This window comes from Hyphomicrobium nitrativorans NL23, assembly GCF_000503895.1.
Lineage (GTDB): Bacteria > Pseudomonadota > Alphaproteobacteria > Rhizobiales > Hyphomicrobiaceae > Hyphomicrobium_C > Hyphomicrobium_C nitrativorans.
Genome location: NC_022997.1, coordinates 1263808 through 1278264, shown reverse-complemented (window position 1 = coordinate 1278264; position 14457 = coordinate 1263808). Strand labels below are relative to the sequence as shown.

Sequence of the window (14457 nt, the reverse complement as noted above, 5' to 3'; positions counted from 1 at the left end):
AGAGGCTTTCTCTATGAAACTTCGCTTGCCGCGCCGATCAAGCTTTCTACCCGCTGCATTGTTGTTTCTGGGCGGCGTGACATGCGGATTTGCCGCCTCTTACGCGCCGGATTGGATCGGCAAGCGGATGAGCCGTCACACCGGGATCATCCAGATCAGCAGCAACGGGACGCAGGAATGGTTCCTGAAAGGCTGCCGTCATCGTCTCGGCGGCCCCGCCATAGAACGGCCCGATGGCAGGAAGGAATGGTGGGAATACGGAGAATTCATACGCTCGGAATCCCCCTATCCGAAGCCCGGGCGCAGGCCTGGTGACATGGCACTGTTCGATTAGTCCTGCAGCGCGCATCACGCTGCCGCTTGGTGAAGCTCCCGCTGCACAGGCGCGATGCCGCGATACCGGCCCGATTGCTGGATAATGCCGACCTCATCGGCAAGAGCAGCGAAGGCCGTTTGAAACTCTTGCTCCCCCAGAAGGGGCACGGCTTTGACACGACACCAGTTCTGATAGCTCACCAGCACCTCATCCAGCGACATCGTCGCGCGCGGCATGCCAATGAGTGCTTCCAAACAGAAATCCTCGACCGAGCCAAATGCCGATGCAGGCGCACTCGGCTCCATACGCTGGTTTTTACCAGCGGCAGGCTGCGCACGATGCCCTGTGGCCAAGAACAGTCCTAGAGAAGCGCCAATCTCAACCAGTAGCGCCACGGCGATGATAAGCGACAGGCGAACACTCTCTTCGCCAAGACCGAAGATACGGCTCAAAAGCGTTACTTGCGGATCGCTATCCTGCCCCGCGCCTCTGTCGCGCAGCTTGGCGCTTTCTACTTGAAGGGCAGCCATCTGCCCGGCCAGCCGGTCTTCTTCCTTCGCGGTAGCGAGTTCTGCGCGCAAAGCGAAATACGCCGCGCAGAATTCGCGGCTTTGCGGCTCGGTGGCGTTGGCGCAGCCCTTGGTGGCGCTCCAGCGCCGGTTCTGCCGGTGCCGTTCGATCTCTTCGGAAACAATGGCAGCAGGGCGATGCGCGGGCAACGCCTTGCGGCGGACATTTGCCTCGGCCATTGCGCTTTGCATACGCGCGTATTCTTTCGACATACTGTCGCGCGCATCCACCAGCGCGCCGCGTGTCTGAGCGGCAAAGCCGGTGGCGCTGAGAAGCGAAAATCCCGCGAAGAACGCAAATGCAAGCGAGCCGAGGATTGCAGCCACGTATCTCTTCTCGCGCCACCTCCACGCAATGAAGAACGGCAGCAGCGCTTTCAGGATATCGGCAGCGGCTGAAGCTGCGCCGAGAGCATGCGCCTCCAGCAGCATCTTGCCCAGCGATGACAAGCACAGCCAGTTCATCGCTGCCGATACAGCGCACATAACAAGCGCTGTGCAAATGCCCGTAATGAAAATAGCCTGCCGCACTGCAGTATCGCCTCCGATCAACGGAGGACAATGGAACATGCGCGACTGCCTGCGTTGGGGGAACGCCAACGCATCCTTTGATACTTTCCCCCGCCCTGATGGTCATCCTGATGGATAGTCCGAGCGACTTGGCAGACATGACGCGGGAAAGGAACCGGCGATGACATTGGGTAACATCACCACGGAACGGGCATGGGCTGCGCTGCAAGATGCCTTTCGCCGTGATATCCGGCGGCCCGTCAAATACGAAGGTTCCGACTGGTATCAGATCACGCCGGAAGAACAGAAGGTTTTCGGAATTTCGCTGACCAGCATGCCCCCTGTGGTGACCGCTTATCGCTACTACGAAGAGGTTCTGGGCCTGACAGACACGGACATTCTATCCCCCGCCATTATCGCTGTTATCAGGCAGGATGTAGCCCACCGGTTTGGCATGAAGCCACAGATCCTATGCCATTCGGAATTTGAGAACTTCGCAAAGTTGTTTGGAATCAGCCGCCGCACGGCCCATGCATGGTTCATCAAGCACGAGTTCTGGTGTGTACGGCGCGGCATCCAAAGCTATGAGGATGATGACGCGGGGTTCTTCTATTAGACAGCTTCATCCGCATGGGATTGCTCATACGCATCCAGCGCCGCCGACAGCAGCCGCGCCTGGCTGATGCCATCGCGCTTGGAAAGCGCCGCAAGGCGCTCTGCATCCCGTTCGAGAATGGAGAGGTTCTTCTGTAAGCGCTTGCCGGTCTCGGGCGGGAGCGCTGCACGTATTGGAGACGGCGCTCCGCGCGGCGCTTCCGGCTGAAGGCGCAGGTGCTCCCGAATGGCGTCGAGTTTTTTGAAGATTGTCATCGGTGTGATCTTTGAGGGAAACCGGGGCGCTCTCACCGTCCCCGGTCGAAATCCTGCTTGGCGCGTCCGCGCTGCAAGGCGCGGGCATGGCCGGTTTGGAAGTTCTCGCGCGCGGCTTTCAGGCGCTCGTCGATGTGGCGGATGCGGCGTTCTGAGTCCTTGTCGATCTGCCGCTTTACTTCCGTGGCTTCCCAGCCGTTCGGGGTGAGGTGCAGCTCGGCCCGAGGCTTGCGCCGGGCTGCGATACGCTGGTCAAGTTCCGCTTTGGTGACTACACCGGAAGCGGCGCGACCGAACTCCTTACTCACCGCTCGTAACGGAGAGCGCTGTCGCGGTCACGGCGATCCTCTCTGCTGGCGCTGCGCTTGTCATTACGCCGCTCGCCCTCCTGAGCGTCGCGGGCGTTGTCCTTGGCTTCCTGGATGCGGTCCTGCACGGAACGCACGGTCACCTTGCCGTCAACGGGAACGGAATCGAGCTGCATGTTGAAGCCCTCTCCATCCTTGTGCTGCCACACGGCCCCGATGCGGTTGAAGTAGGATTTGTTATCGTCCCCTTCCCGCACCTGATAGGCGATGTGGCTGGGCCGTTTGCTGTCGTGGTCGTTGCTCATGGTCTGATCTCCTTATGTGTCAGGTTGGTCTGTAGCCTTCCACATATGCCCAATCTCCATTCCGATATTGGGCGAAAGACTCAAATTCCTTCGGCGCAGGCTCGCGCATGACGCGCAGCCATTTGCTGCCGAAGCGCCCGGCGACCTGCACACGCTCGCCTGGCGGATGGAACGGATTGGGCAGATACAGGCCTGCAAACTCGCGCCGCGTGAAGTAGGGATAGCGATCCGCACGAATGGCCAGCGGCTCACGCCCCGAGATGAAGAGGATGTGCTGATCGCCGCCAAGGCCCAGCACTTCGTTCTCGGTCATCAGCTTGCGCTGTTGCTTGCTGCGCATCTGGGCCGCTTTGGAGAAGTGCGCGGCCTCCATCGCCGTTGTCATCAGGTCTTCGCCCGCCAGAGCGCGCTGCATGGCCATGCGCTTCTGGCGCTGCGCCTCTTCCTGCTGGCGCGTGTCGTCGTATTCCAGCGTCTCCGTGCCGAGCATGTTGGAGATAAGCCGCGCGGTTTGCAGATCGCGTGCGCCCAGGAATTGGCGCATCTGCGATGAGCCCAGGAACGTATCGACGCCGGTCGGGCCGAAGTTATGCGCGATCTGCCCGACATCCTGCCAGAACGTCCATGTCTGGATGCCGATGCCGCGCCCATAGGTGTAAAGCAGCTGAAGGGTCGGGAACGCACCAAGCTGCGCGACCTCATCGATGATCATCAAGAGGCGCTTGGAGCCGGGCCGGCGGGTCTTGTAGAGCATCACGGACGTCAGGAAGAGCCGCAGGGCGGGCGCGCACTGGCGCAGATATTCAGCCGGGATCATCAGGAAGATGACGCTGGGCCGTCCTGAGCCGCAGACCTCTTCCAACGAGAAATCCGATTCTTCCACGGAGGCGCGCAGCGCCGGATCGTCGAGGAAGGACAGGCTCGCGTAAATCTCACCCATGATGGAGCCGAACTCGCGCGGACTGTCCTGCTGCTTGGCGAGCATCTCGCCCGCCGTGCGGCGTACATCTTCAAACGCGGATTGCGTCATCGCCTCGATGAGGTCCGGCCAGTGTGCGCTGCCGGATTCGATCAGATTCACAATACGCATGAGGGCGGGCAGGCTCGTTCCGCCCATCATTTCTGCATCGAACTTGATCAACGCCTCGACCCAGCCGCTGCCGCGCTGCTCGAAATACTTGCCGTCTGATTTGCTGGTGACGCTCACCAAGGCCTGCGCCGCCAGCTTGCAATCGGCATGAAACTTGGAGCTGTCGGGATCGATCACCGCCAGCGGATTGCAGCGGTCCTGCGTGAGGCCATGCAGGCCGTAGGGGTTCCAGCGATGAACCTTGAAACCGTGATGCATGAGCGCGGGCGCGAAGGTGGCCGCGATCTCGCCGCGCGGATCGAGGACGATTATCGAGCGGTCTCGCGCCGTGCATAGGATATGGCCGATCACAGTGGTGAGCTTGCCCGTGCCCGCCCCGCCGAAGGTGATGAGCGGCGCATCGCCCTCCAGCCGCAGCGTGCGATGGCCCAGAAAGCCGATAGGCAGGCCTGGCATATCGAACAGCCCCGCCGCGCGCATCTGGTGCTCATCTGCCCAGCCTGCGCTGCCGAAACGGAAGTGCTCGTTGAAATCCGGTCCATTCATAACGGCTGTCCTTGAGGGGAATGGAAAAAGGGGCCGCGAATGACCGCGGCCCCTTTGTGCGTCCTAGAAGATCGCGGCGATGATGAACGCGACGAAGGCAATGCCGCCGATCACACCGGCCCAATCGGTCTTTTCCTTCTTGTAAACCTCGACCTTGCCTTCGCCGACCTTCGTGAACTTAGCCATATCGTTTCTCCTTTCAGGGGTTGCTCTTCAGAAAAGTCTCATCGCCACCGCCATGATCGCGCTGACCAGGGCGATGTCGAAGGTGATGCGCGCGGCGTAAAAGCTGAACGCCGCGACGATGAGCGCCCAGCCGATAACGGCGACGGGCGCCAGGTCCGCGCCGTAGCGGCTCTCCGCGAACGCGATGACGGTGCCGATGGTGAAGTGATAGAGCTCCGGCCCGCCGAAGAACGTGGCGACCAGTGCCAGCACAACGGCCATGGCCTCCTTGGGGTCATGGCCGCTGCCTTTATGTGTGGGACGATGCTGCATCGATGCGCCTTCCTTCCTCGCTCATCGCCGGTCTGCTTCGTGAGCAGATCCGGCGACCTGACGCTGAGGCTAAGCGGGCGCGGTGGGCTCTGTGGGAAATCTCCGGGAAAAACCCGGTCTACTTCGCGATGAACGCGGCACGCACGGGGCTTGAGATGCGAAACGCCAGATCGATCAGGCGCAGGCGGGCGATGATGCGCTTCTGCGGTGCCTGGCGCGGGTCGAACGCGGCGAAATACATGAAGGTCGAGAGCCAGCGGAAGCTGCCGTCATCGTTGAAGGCAGCGTCGATGTCCTCATCGTCAATCTCGAACAGCCGACCATCCTGCCATGTGATCTTGCCGCGAAAGCCGTAGATCGTATCGGCGATCCAGTTCGGTATCTCACGGCGGGATATACCAAGCGCCCGCGTCGCCGTGGCCAGCCGCTGGAAGTGCGAGCGGCGCAGCAGCTCCGCATCGCTTGCCACGAAGACGGTTCGCTTGTTGTCGTTGACGGGTTTGAAGGCGCAGGGTTTGCAGACATCGCGTCCGCAGCGTTCACAGTAGGTCATTACTCAAGTCTCCTCTTGTTGGCGATTTGCGAGATCGCAGCGCACCTCTCTTTCTGCACACGCATCGGTTGAGGTATTTTCGTATCAGCGCATGCCCTGACGATAACGGTTTCAATCCGTATTCTGCAAAATCGGAGGGAAGGACAGCGCACACAAAGCAACTATGAATTGAACGCAGGCGCGGTCATTGAGGGGATTGAAAAAACAAAAAACGCGGCGCGCCTCAGCGCCCCGCAATCGCTATGTGGTCAGAGCCAAACTCTCGGAACACAAGTTCCTGCGCATCCTGCACGGCTATGCCGAAGGCACGCCGATCCAAAAGCTCGAGCCGCGCACGCATGTCAGCGGCAACACCATTCGCGCGACGTATCGGATGCTGCGTGGGAATCTTCCGGATGCGGCTACGGTGCGGCCAACCCTGTTCGGATATGCGGGGCCGATTCTGATGCATGAGAATGCGCCAATGCTGTTGCATGCCATTCGGCCCACACGGCGCTTCCGGCGGCACCGGCAACGTCATGCGCCAAGGCTGTCATGTCCGGTGGAGGAAGAACGGTTTTTGACGGAGAAGATCGTCCGGCTTCTCTGCGCGCTCGATCTACGCGCGCTGCCCTTGCAGGAAGACGAAGATGCCGTAGCGGAACTGATCGAGAATATGGTGCAGGCCTTCCCGGAGCTTCATCCACGCAAGCCGAGACAAGCCCTCGCAGAGCTTATCCCCGGCGCGCAGCCATTCGCGCATGACGGGATGCGGCTGTATGAGGATTACAGGCGGTGTTTGCTCAGGAGCCCGCTTGGGACACTACTATCCTCAGGCATCCATCAGCATCCAAGATTTTCAGAATACCCTCTAATTACATGACGCTGCGAAAGTTGCCGTGGTAGTAGAACCGATGGATGCTGACGAGGCAGTGCAGGTCGAAGCACTCATCGAGCAGCAGCGTACGCCAGCAGTGGCCTCGCAATACGCTTTGCACGCGGCATGATTCGGCTGAGACGCTTGCCTGAGGACGCCAGCAGCACATCTTCTTGATGCTATAAATGTACCACAGGTTGGTCCGGTAGCCGCACAGCTCCCCCCGCTTTGACCGATAGTCCCATCATTACAGGACAGGTTGCGCGTTCCGGTATAGCCGGACGCGGTATTGGTAACAGACTTGCCCTCCCCATGAGTCATATTGCCGGAAGCAACCGAACAACCGGGCGACCAACTGATTGTCGTATTTGAACAGCTATTCGCTGCGCGCGTCGTTACGGACCAGCCTTGCGTGACAGGGCCAACCGTTACATTCGTGCTGACCGCCGTGGAAAACGATCCGCTAGCCGTCAGGCGGATTTGCAGGGTCTGGCCGTTGGTGATGTTCCCAGAGGTTACCCAGCCACCGCCGTTGATGTTGAACTGCGCGCCGTTCGTTGCGCTGACAGGTGTGGCTGTTGTGATGCCGTTGATCGTCACGATATTCGAGGTCGTAGCCGTGCTGGGGTTCGCGCCTGTCACATCGATGAACGTAAAGATGTTCGGCGTCGTATCGCACGCATCGGACGTGACGCCGGGCGGTGTATTTGTGCGGAAGGACGTCCACTCGCCAGCGGATTTGGTCGGAATGAATATGCTGCTGGACAGACCGTTCGTAACAACGGCGCAGACAGAATGCTCAGTGATGGTGAGGGTCGCCCCCGCATTCAAATTGTAGCTATCGGCGGCCCGCGCCTTATTGATCCCGATCAGGCAGCATAACAACGCCAAGGCATAGACGATCCGCATGAACTCCCCCTTAAAACTCGTTCGTCAGAATGCGAAACGGCCACCAGAGCTATGGCTCTTGGTGACCGGGAGTTCGAAACCGTTGTGGTAGATAACGGTGCGGCAGTCTTTAGCCGCGCACCTGATCGCGCACGAATGCGCGAGCGCAGGCAGTGAGCCTGAACATGCACTGCCGCCTCCCGGTCGAGCCGAGAAGGCGACATCCATGGCGCGCTTCGCCATCCAAATTGGGAAGAAGACGCACCAGTAACGGCTGATGCCAACCGTCTACCACAAACAGGGTTTCGACACCCCGGCTGGAAAAACTCCAGCTCCCTTAATTGTACACATAATCCGTACACAAATAAATACCTATCAACCATGGCCGCTGCCGCCGCGGCTTTTGAAGACGAAACGCCCGGCCTTTACAGCCGGGCGATTCTCTTATTCTGCAATCAGACGCGCGCGCTCGGGATACTTGATGCGGAAGTAGAGGTCGATGAGGCGCAGCCTCGCCAGGGTGCGCTGCTGCGGGCGCTGGCGCGGCGGCACGTTCGCGAAGGCGAGGAAGTCAGAGATCCAGCGGAAGTCAGGATCGTTGAACGTGTCGTCGACTTCCGTGTCCGTGGGCTCGAACTTGCAGCCATCGGCATAATAGATCGTCCCGTCGAAGCCGTAGATCGCATCGGCGATGGCGTTCGGCCACTCGCGGCGCGAGAAGCCTTCGGCGACGGCTGCGATGGCAAGGCGCGAAACATGAGAAATGCGGCTAAGCTGGAAATCGGTGGCCATAATTACGGTCTTTCTGGGTCTTTCAGGTGAGGCAGGGGCGGCGATTGCGGGCATGGTTTTTGTGTTCTCCATTCGGGTGGCTGCTTGAGATGCAGCGCTGATCCGAACTTCAACACAGCTTGTCGCGGGTGTACGCCCAGTCTCGCATTGGCCTTCCGCACCTGAGCGCGCAAATTCCCGCGCGTTCGCACAATGAGTGTCGCCGCGAATCGCGAATGCCTGCATGCTCGGGGTAATGCGTCAAACCATGGGAATTCGCCCGTGACGAAAATCGACTTCAATGCCGACAACCACAGCCACCGGCTGATGCTGGCACTGGCCGTGCGCGATTACACAAATACGCCGGGCCAGACGGCCTCGGGCAAGCACGAGGGCGACCGGAAATCGTTGCTGGCTGAGCTTGAACATGCAGGCTGCGCAACCAGCAAGAGTCAGCTCGACCGCATCGTGCAGGCACCTCGGCCCGACGACAGAGGCGTGACGTACCCCCGCAACGCCCGTCAGATTGCCCTTTTTCTTGAGCAGCGCGGCTATTTCCCGCCGGGTCAGGACATCGAGAAAACCCTAAAGATCCTGCCGCTTTTCTTCGATGGGTTCGCCAGCGGCGCGTCGACTCTCCTGCGCGAGGTGGCGGGCGAATATCACACCTACAAATATTCAAGCCTCGATCCCGAGATCATCCTTGTCGGCCATCTTTCCATCGCCCCTGTGAGCGAATGGAATTTCGCCAAGGCGGTCGAAACCATCGAGATCAAGCATAGAGGCCACAACACGCTGATCTACGAAGGCGTCGCCTTCTCGGATGAAGAAAAGAACCTCTACATCCTGATGCGAGAGCGCAACCACCGTCATCCGCGCTTTTATCTGTTCGACGATTGCGATCGCCCGGACGGATCGCGCATCGAGGCGATCTATGGCTCGCTTCTGGGCGGCGCGCGGCTGCGCAAGCGGCATGTCTCGCCCATCGCCCTGCACCGCGCCGAACACGAAAGGCCTCAGGGCGAGGTCAAAAAACGCGATCCAGATGCGCTGCCGCCGCCCATCCGCCGGTATCTGATCGCAGGCGTGTAACACGCACCCGCATGCAGAATTTTGACCGATTGCTCCTTATGCGGTATAATATCCATAAAACAAGGGTGTGTGGAGTACGTGAAGCCAGAGTTCGAAAACCTGCCGGATTTGGCAGAGGCATTTGAAGCGGTGAAGGGCCAGTTGTTCGGTCCGCTCGATCCCGCGCTGGTCAAACTCAAGCACAAAGAAATCATCCAGGACGCCAGGGACAGACGTGAGCAGGATCTCGATCCGCGCGGCAGGCTAGGCCTTGCGCGCGACGATCACGCCGAGCGTGATCGCCGGGACCGCGACCATAATGTCCGGACACTTACCTGGCTGCTGGCGAATGACCGCGCGTACCGCGAAGCCCACGAGCGGGCCGCGGCCTCCTTCACGAACGCGGGTAACGCCATCGACCGCGCGATTGAAGCCGGGGAGAAGGCGCATGAAAGCCTGCGCCGCCAGATTGACGGATATCTCACGTCCACCGCGCGGCTCAGCGATGGTCGCTACGTGATGATCGACGTTGACGGCACTTACAAAGATGAGACGGGCAAGCCGATCACCCCCGAAGATGCCTCCGAGGTTGAGGGTCAGCCCATCAAGACGTTCAGGCCTTATGAGGTACTGACCGAGCGTAAGGCGCGCATAGAGCGCGATCTGGACGAGTTGCGCGGCTGGAGCGTCGAGGTCGGCGACATGCACAACAAAGCCAATGACGACGAAAACCCCGCCAGCCGGGAAGAACTGAGCGACCTGGCGGAACGCGCGGACGATCTGGCTGCGCGCGCCAAAGAAAAGCAGAACGAGTTTGAGCAATCATCGCCGGGGCTAATTGCCGATCACCAGCTCGGGACGGTTGAGCCAACAGGATCAACAGCGACTATGGCGATGCCGCAGTTGCCTTAGTGTAGCGGAACTCACCGCACGCCTTCTCGATAACAGTGAGCGTTACAGCCATCGGGTGGAAGTCTGGAAGTTTCTTCATAGCCTCGATGACTGGCTGGTAGCCGCCCTCCCGATACTTAGTCCCCCAATCGTCAATGCACTTCGCCTGACCTGCGCGGTTGAGGTTGGCGATTACACCGGCGGCTATCGCGGCTGTCGAGATAAACCCGCGCTGATTCTCCGCCGACCACGTGAGAAAATCTGAACTTCTTAGCGCCTCTTCGGCGGCCCCCGCCTGCGCGCATACGATGGTACACAGGCTTGCTATTGCTAGGCTTTTCCTGCTCAACATAAACGATCGTTATTGTAAGGAGGAAAAACTAGCACGGGAATGATCGCACTGTACTGGGAAACCGGCGGAACTCCGCCAATCGGGGGCGCTAGCACTAGCGTCCGCAGCACCTCGTCAAAAAGGATCGATTATGTCGAGGTGGAGTCATGACGAACTTCTTCCTCCCCAGCATTGAAGTCACAGGCCGCAGGATAGGCTACGCGCGGGTTTCCACGCAGGACCAGAAGCTGCGCATGCAGCTCGACGCGCTAAAAAGCGCGCAATGCGATAAGATCTTCCGGGATCACGGCGTCTCGGGTGGCAAGGCCAGCCGCCCCGGCCTTGATCGCGCGCTTAAGTCATTGAAGCGCGGCGATGCACTGGTCGTCCTCAAGCTCGACCGGCTGGGCCGCTCCGTTCAACACCTCTCCGACCTGCTGGTGCGTTTCGGAAACGAAGGCATCCATTTCTGCTCGCTGGCCGAAGGCATCAACACCACCACGCCCGGCGGCAAGCTCGTCTATCACCTCTTCGCCGCCTTCGCCGAATTCCAGCGCGACATAATCCGCGAGAACACGGTGCTAGGGCTGGCAGCGGCTAGGAAAAAGGGCTCTCGTCTCGGCAGACCCCGCTTGCTCTCCATTGATGATGTTCTCGAGGGGCATCGCCACATCACGCAGCTAGGAACGCCAATTGGAGAAATCGCAGACCGCCTGAACGTGTGCCACGCCACCCTGACGAGAGGGTTCAAGTGGGCGGGCGTAGCACATTGATGGCACAGCCGGGCAAAGCCAATATACTGTTGCGAGTTCAACTAACTATCGGAGGGAGCATGATTAAAGTGCTTGACAAACTAACCAAGCTCTAAATCCCGCAATAAATGATGCCTTTATGCAATCAATAGGGAGCCGCAGCGCATCATGCTCACGTTCGACATAGTACAAAAGCATTTTCTTAAACACTACCCGGACGAGTACGAAGTAATTGGTCCCGGCGAAATAGACCATATTTTAAAAGGCGGCATCAACGCACTTTCTGAAGACGCACAACGCACGGAATTCTGGGACACCCTAACAAAGGCTGCCGTCATTGTAACTCTACTTCAAGGCGCTTATTTTGTAGTGAACGAAACAACTGTAGCTATGCGAGGAAACGAGGCGGCCCCGCTGAAAAGCGACGTTGATACCGTTAAATCCAATGCAAATTGCCACACTACTATTCGCGTACACGTAATTGGGGAGTTGAAAAGCAAGCTTAATATCGAAATCGAAATATCTGATCCGATCCTTAGTGACAGAGCGATTGATAGCGCGCTTGATACTATAGGTGAGGTGTGCCGATGATAAAAGGACATGACTTCGCTATACCGATTGAGCGCCTGTCGAATTTAAGGGCTCTGTTTGGATCGCAAGGGGCGCTTGGTCTTTTGTTGAATTTATTTTCCATTGTTTTTCTGAACCTTTCTATTGCTGCTGTTGCGTTATTCGGTTTTATCATGCATCCGACCACGCACGGGCTTTTTTTACTTTTCCTCGCAGCGCTAACATTGGCTTTGAGCGATACCATTAGCCGCCACATTGAAGATATTAAAGTTCTTCGGAGGGTCTCACGCCACATCCGACGTTTTAAGGATTGCCGATTTGAGGTTCTTAATGACGACAAGGTAAAGAGATATTACGGAATTATGTCGATCATCTCGGTAACGCCCTCGTTAGGCGACGTGAAAACGTTCTACATGCCCATTGTGCAGCGTGCCAAGATTCCCAATTTGCCGACCTCATTTCAGGTGGGCTATCGATTCCTTGTAACCGCTCACTGCCCACCGCAAGGGGAAAAATCTGGCTCGTTTGATACCTACGCTTCCAAAAGCTTCCGCTTTACTTTCTTGCCACATGAGCCTCGAGGGACCACCCGTCTCCGACAGTTTTCAATGGTGCATGAATTAGCAGGCTGTTGATTTTGGCATTCGGTTAGCACCCTAGCCTCGGCCATTGCCTCGATCGAGTGGTTTCGGGTTCGGGGCGGTCTTCGGGTTGTGCCCGATGGTCACGCTCAAGCCGCAGCCGCCAGCAGCCTCGGCATCCGGATCAGATTGTAGGCGGCCATCGCGAAGGTGAACGCGTGGCGAACGCGGGCGAGGCCGCGCACTTTCACTTTCGCCATTCCCGCGATCGTCTTGGCCCAGCCGAACGGCTCCTCGACGCGTTTGCGTTTTCTCTGGCTCTCTGCGTAGCCATCGTGCCGCGTCGTGCGCGCATCGATGGCCGAGCCCTTGATCTTCTGTGCCACGTGCGGTGTCACGCACTTCCGCCTCAGGTCGGCGACGAAGTCGCTCGTGTCGTAGCCCTTGTCGGCGCCGAGCGTGAGCCGCCGCTCGGATCCCGGGTCCTGCCGGTCGATCATATCGAGGGCAGCCGCGCGCTCGGCCGTGCCGTTCGCTTGCGTCGCATCGGCCTGGACGACGAGCCCGTGCCGGTTCTCGATCAGCGCGTGCCCCATGAAATAGAGCTTGGCCGGCTGGCTGTTGCCCTTGCGGTAGAGCTTCGCTTCGGGGTCGGTCGTGCTCTCGTGCGTGTCGTTGGCGCGCTTTTCTCCATGAAAATCGCGCTCTCCGTTGCGCCCCGGTGTCGGCGGCTCGTCGGACCCGTCCTTGGCGCGCAAGCTCTTCAAGCTGGCCCAGGCTTCGACGAGGGTGCCATCCACCGAGAAGTGATCCTCGGACAGGAAGCGCTTGACCTTGGGGTGGCGCAACACCGCCTCGAGGAACTTCGCCGCCACCTCCGCATCCAGCAACCGGTCGCGGTTCTTCGAAAACACCGAATGGTCCCAGACGGGATCGTCGATGCCGACGCCGACGAACCAGCGGAACAAGAGATTGTAGTCGATCTGCTCCATCAACTGGCGCTCGGAGCGCACCGAGTAGAACGCCTGCAGAAGCGAGGCCCGAAGCAGCCGTTCCGGGGCGATCGAGGCGCGACCCGTGCCCTCGTAGAGCCGCGCGAACTCGGCATCGAGCGAGACCAGCACGTCGTCGACGATCGCCTTGATCACCCGCAACGGATGCTTGGCCGGTACCCGGCTCTCAAGGTCGACGTAGGAAAACAGCGATCCAGAAGTGGCGTCCGATCCGCGCATGGCAAACCCCCTCGACGTGGAGCCAGAACGGAATCATATTCGCCGCAGCCTGTCAGCAGGCCAGAAGTTCAACAGCCTGTTAGGTCACCAGACGTTGCTTAGTACGCTAAACTACTTCAAATCCGAGCCGCTGCTGAGGCCCATTATTGCTATCCCGTTCCTATGGTCGTGCACCGCTATGAACGTGAAAACGGGAGCCGCGGTAATTATGATTCTGGCCCTCTATTTTTGGCTTCGCCGGTTTTACCATAAAAAAGCATTCCTCTAGCTTATCTCCGCGACGAGATAAACGCGGATCGATTTGCTATTACCTTTTGCGCGCCGGATTTGCTCCGCTTCCTGCGCACTGGTCCGCTGAAAATGTTTGTCGAGGGCGACACAAATCTTGATGATGCCGCTCTTCCACCGGACTCAAAATCTGGAGCAAACCGAAAAACGACAGACGTAGAACTGTATCGCTATGAGCTATTGGAGGATGAGCTTGACAGGCGCCTGAAAGGCGTGAAGCGAAATCCAGCCCAAATTCTCAGCCGGCACGATCATAGAGGGCGCCTGATTGTTGCAACCGGTCATGGTTTTGCGGAAGGTGCACTTGGCGTCGGTTTCGCGGTTATTTCCGTTAGCCAATATCAAATCGACACGAATAGCTTGCGGTTGGCTATTCAGTTAACTTCCGCTTATGTTGCAGTCTCAGCATTTGTTTACTTCCTGGCAAAATGCGAGCTGCGATCTCTCATAAACGACTTTGATCGATCCAGCTGGCAGGAGCGGTGACTGCCGGTGAAACTCAACGTATATCAAGTTCATTATCGGTATTTGGCATGCTGTTTTCGGTAGGAGGCCTGTTTTGGCTCCAGCGGAACCGGAAATCTTCGACTTCCCTGCTAATTTCCTCGCGTGTTTCAATTGCCATATGATATAGTGAGGTAATACATCCTCTTGCTCCTAT

General features: G+C 58.6%; 21 protein-coding genes. 9 read left to right on the top strand and 12 right to left on the bottom strand.

The features are described from left to right. Positions 1-13 precede the first annotated feature (13 nt). Positions 14-334: a hypothetical protein gene (locus W911_RS05965; RefSeq protein WP_144083536.1), complete on the top strand. Its 321-nt coding sequence runs from the start codon at positions 14-16 to the stop codon at positions 332-334. A gap of 14 nt (positions 335-348) precedes the next feature. Here W911_RS05965 and W911_RS05960 read toward each other — a convergent pair whose 3' ends face one another. Continuing rightward, positions 349-1416: a hypothetical protein gene (locus W911_RS05960; protein WP_144083535.1), complete on the bottom strand. Its 1068-nt coding sequence runs from the start codon at positions 1414-1416 to the stop codon at positions 349-351. Between the two features lie 160 nt (positions 1417-1576). Between W911_RS05960 and W911_RS05955 the strand changes: the two genes are divergently transcribed. Then, a complete protein-coding gene (locus tag W911_RS05955) occupies positions 1577-2011 on the top strand; it encodes a hypothetical protein (RefSeq protein WP_023786620.1) in 435 nt (144 codons plus the stop codon). Here W911_RS05955 and W911_RS05950 read toward each other — a convergent pair. From W911_RS05950 to W911_RS05925, 7 genes are all read right to left on the bottom strand, one after another. Continuing rightward, entirely contained in the window at positions 2008-2265 is a 258-nt protein-coding gene (locus W911_RS05950) for a hypothetical protein (protein WP_023786619.1), read from the bottom strand. The two genes, W911_RS05955 and W911_RS05950, sit on opposite strands and share 4 nt — an antisense overlap. Before the next feature lie 32 nt (positions 2266-2297). Next, positions 2298-2573, bottom strand: coding sequence for a hypothetical protein (locus W911_RS05945; protein ID WP_023786618.1), 276 nt, complete (start codon positions 2571-2573; stop codon positions 2298-2300). Continuing rightward, positions 2570-2878 carry a hypothetical protein gene (locus W911_RS18070; RefSeq protein WP_023786617.1) on the bottom strand — a complete coding sequence of 103 codons (309 nt, stop codon included), beginning with the start codon at positions 2876-2878 and terminating at the stop codon, positions 2570-2572. The genes W911_RS05945 and W911_RS18070 overlap by 4 nt, the downstream gene beginning before the upstream one ends. A gap of 19 nt (positions 2879-2897) precedes the next feature. Then, positions 2898-4514 carry a type IV secretory system conjugative DNA transfer family protein gene (locus W911_RS05935; RefSeq protein ID WP_023786616.1) on the bottom strand — a complete coding sequence of 539 codons (1617 nt, stop codon included), beginning with the start codon at positions 4512-4514 and terminating at the stop codon, positions 2898-2900. A gap of 63 nt (positions 4515-4577) precedes the next feature. Continuing rightward, entirely contained in the window at positions 4578-4700 is a 123-nt protein-coding gene (locus tag W911_RS18880; RefSeq protein ID WP_023786615.1) for a hypothetical protein, read from the bottom strand. A 27-nt stretch (positions 4701-4727) separates the two neighbouring features. Then, positions 4728-5012, bottom strand: coding sequence for a hypothetical protein (locus W911_RS05930; protein WP_023786614.1), 285 nt, complete (start codon positions 5010-5012; stop codon positions 4728-4730). 118 nt (positions 5013-5130) lie between these two features. Beyond that, complete coding sequence (locus W911_RS05925) at positions 5131-5481, bottom strand: hypothetical protein (protein ID WP_144083534.1); 351 nt, start codon at positions 5479-5481, stop codon at positions 5131-5133. A gap of 280 nt (positions 5482-5761) precedes the next feature. On the opposite strand from W911_RS05925, the gene W911_RS18065 reads away from it, so the two are divergent. Then, positions 5762-6427 (top strand): hypothetical protein, encoded by a 666-nt coding sequence (locus W911_RS18065; protein ID WP_210163476.1) that lies wholly within the window; start codon positions 5762-5764, stop codon positions 6425-6427. Here W911_RS18065 and W911_RS18060 read toward each other — a convergent pair. After that, positions 6416-7330, bottom strand: coding sequence for a hypothetical protein (locus W911_RS18060; RefSeq protein ID WP_144083532.1), 915 nt, complete (start codon positions 7328-7330; stop codon positions 6416-6418). The two genes, W911_RS18065 and W911_RS18060, sit on opposite strands and share 12 nt — an antisense overlap. Positions 7331-7753: 423 nt before the next feature. Continuing rightward, the gene (locus tag W911_RS05910; protein ID WP_023786608.1) at positions 7754-8101 is read right to left on the bottom strand and encodes a hypothetical protein; all 348 of its coding nucleotides are present in this window, start codon (positions 8099-8101) and stop codon (positions 7754-7756) included. 192 nt (positions 8102-8293) lie between these two features. On the opposite strand from W911_RS05910, the gene W911_RS05905 reads away from it, so the two are divergent. Beyond that, positions 8294-9172 (top strand): hypothetical protein, encoded by an 879-nt coding sequence (locus tag W911_RS05905; RefSeq protein ID WP_144083531.1) that lies wholly within the window; start codon positions 8294-8296, stop codon positions 9170-9172. Between the two features lie 69 nt (positions 9173-9241). After that, on the top strand, positions 9242-10063 hold the full coding sequence (locus W911_RS05900; RefSeq protein ID WP_023786606.1) for a hypothetical protein: 822 nt from the start codon (positions 9242-9244) through the stop codon (positions 10061-10063). Here W911_RS05900 and W911_RS05895 read toward each other — a convergent pair. Further along, on the bottom strand, positions 10038-10394 hold the full coding sequence (locus W911_RS05895) for a hypothetical protein (protein ID WP_023786605.1): 357 nt from the start codon (positions 10392-10394) through the stop codon (positions 10038-10040). The genes W911_RS05900 and W911_RS05895 overlap by 26 nt on opposite strands. Positions 10395-10540: 146 nt before the next feature. On the opposite strand from W911_RS05895, the gene W911_RS05890 reads away from it, so the two are divergent. From W911_RS05890 to W911_RS18055, 3 genes are all read left to right on the top strand, one after another. After that, positions 10541-11146 carry a recombinase family protein gene (locus W911_RS05890; RefSeq protein WP_023786604.1) on the top strand — a complete coding sequence of 202 codons (606 nt, stop codon included), beginning with the start codon at positions 10541-10543 and terminating at the stop codon, positions 11144-11146. Positions 11147-11293: 147 nt separating this feature from the next. After that, positions 11294-11716: a hypothetical protein gene (locus W911_RS05885; RefSeq protein ID WP_023786603.1), complete on the top strand. Its 423-nt coding sequence runs from the start codon at positions 11294-11296 to the stop codon at positions 11714-11716. Further along, complete coding sequence (locus tag W911_RS18055; protein WP_144083530.1) at positions 11713-12330, top strand: hypothetical protein; 618 nt, start codon at positions 11713-11715, stop codon at positions 12328-12330. The genes W911_RS05885 and W911_RS18055 overlap by 4 nt, the downstream gene beginning before the upstream one ends. A gap of 95 nt (positions 12331-12425) precedes the next feature. Here W911_RS18055 and W911_RS05880 read toward each other — a convergent pair whose 3' ends face one another. Next, positions 12426-13508: an IS5 family transposase gene (locus tag W911_RS05880; RefSeq protein WP_023786602.1), complete on the bottom strand. Its 1083-nt coding sequence runs from the start codon at positions 13506-13508 to the stop codon at positions 12426-12428. A gap of 327 nt (positions 13509-13835) precedes the next feature. Between W911_RS05880 and W911_RS18050 the strand changes: the two genes are divergently transcribed. Then, positions 13836-14282, top strand: coding sequence for a hypothetical protein (locus tag W911_RS18050; protein WP_144083529.1), 447 nt, complete (start codon positions 13836-13838; stop codon positions 14280-14282). Positions 14283-14457 lie beyond the last annotated feature (175 nt).

What these genes read in the sequence shown, in the direction of transcription:
- W911_RS18880 (WP_023786615.1), bottom strand. Translation starts at nt 4,700, where the DNA reads ATGGCTAAGTTCACGAAGGTCGGCGAAGGCAAGGTCGAGGTTTACAAG.
- W911_RS05950 (WP_023786619.1), bottom strand. Translation starts at nt 2,265, where the DNA reads ATGACAATCTTCAAAAAACTCGACGCCATTCGGGAGCACCTGCGCCTT.
- W911_RS05965 (WP_144083536.1), top strand. Translation starts at nt 14, where the DNA reads ATGAAACTTCGCTTGCCGCGCCGATCAAGCTTTCTACCCGCTGCATTG.
- W911_RS05890 (WP_023786604.1), top strand. Translation starts at nt 10,541, where the DNA reads ATGACGAACTTCTTCCTCCCCAGCATTGAAGTCACAGGCCGCAGGATA.
- W911_RS05905 (WP_144083531.1), top strand. Translation starts at nt 8,294, where the DNA reads ATGAGTGTCGCCGCGAATCGCGAATGCCTGCATGCTCGGGGTAATGCG.
- W911_RS05895 (WP_023786605.1), bottom strand. Translation starts at nt 10,394, where the DNA reads ATGTTGAGCAGGAAAAGCCTAGCAATAGCAAGCCTGTGTACCATCGTA.
- W911_RS18055 (WP_144083530.1), top strand. Translation starts at nt 11,713, where the DNA reads ATGATAAAAGGACATGACTTCGCTATACCGATTGAGCGCCTGTCGAAT.
- W911_RS05935 (WP_023786616.1), bottom strand. Translation starts at nt 4,514, where the DNA reads ATGAATGGACCGGATTTCAACGAGCACTTCCGTTTCGGCAGCGCAGGC.
- W911_RS05930 (WP_023786614.1), bottom strand. Translation starts at nt 5,012, where the DNA reads ATGCAGCATCGTCCCACACATAAAGGCAGCGGCCATGACCCCAAGGAG.
- W911_RS05880 (WP_023786602.1), bottom strand. Translation starts at nt 13,508, where the DNA reads ATGCGCGGATCGGACGCCACTTCTGGATCGCTGTTTTCCTACGTCGAC.
- W911_RS05955 (WP_023786620.1), top strand. Translation starts at nt 1,577, where the DNA reads ATGACATTGGGTAACATCACCACGGAACGGGCATGGGCTGCGCTGCAA.
- W911_RS18070 (WP_023786617.1), bottom strand. Translation starts at nt 2,878, where the DNA reads ATGAGCAACGACCACGACAGCAAACGGCCCAGCCACATCGCCTATCAG.
- W911_RS05885 (WP_023786603.1), top strand. Translation starts at nt 11,294, where the DNA reads ATGCTCACGTTCGACATAGTACAAAAGCATTTTCTTAAACACTACCCG.
- W911_RS05910 (WP_023786608.1), bottom strand. Translation starts at nt 8,101, where the DNA reads ATGGCCACCGATTTCCAGCTTAGCCGCATTTCTCATGTTTCGCGCCTT.
- W911_RS18060 (WP_144083532.1), bottom strand. Translation starts at nt 7,330, where the DNA reads ATGCGGATCGTCTATGCCTTGGCGTTGTTATGCTGCCTGATCGGGATC.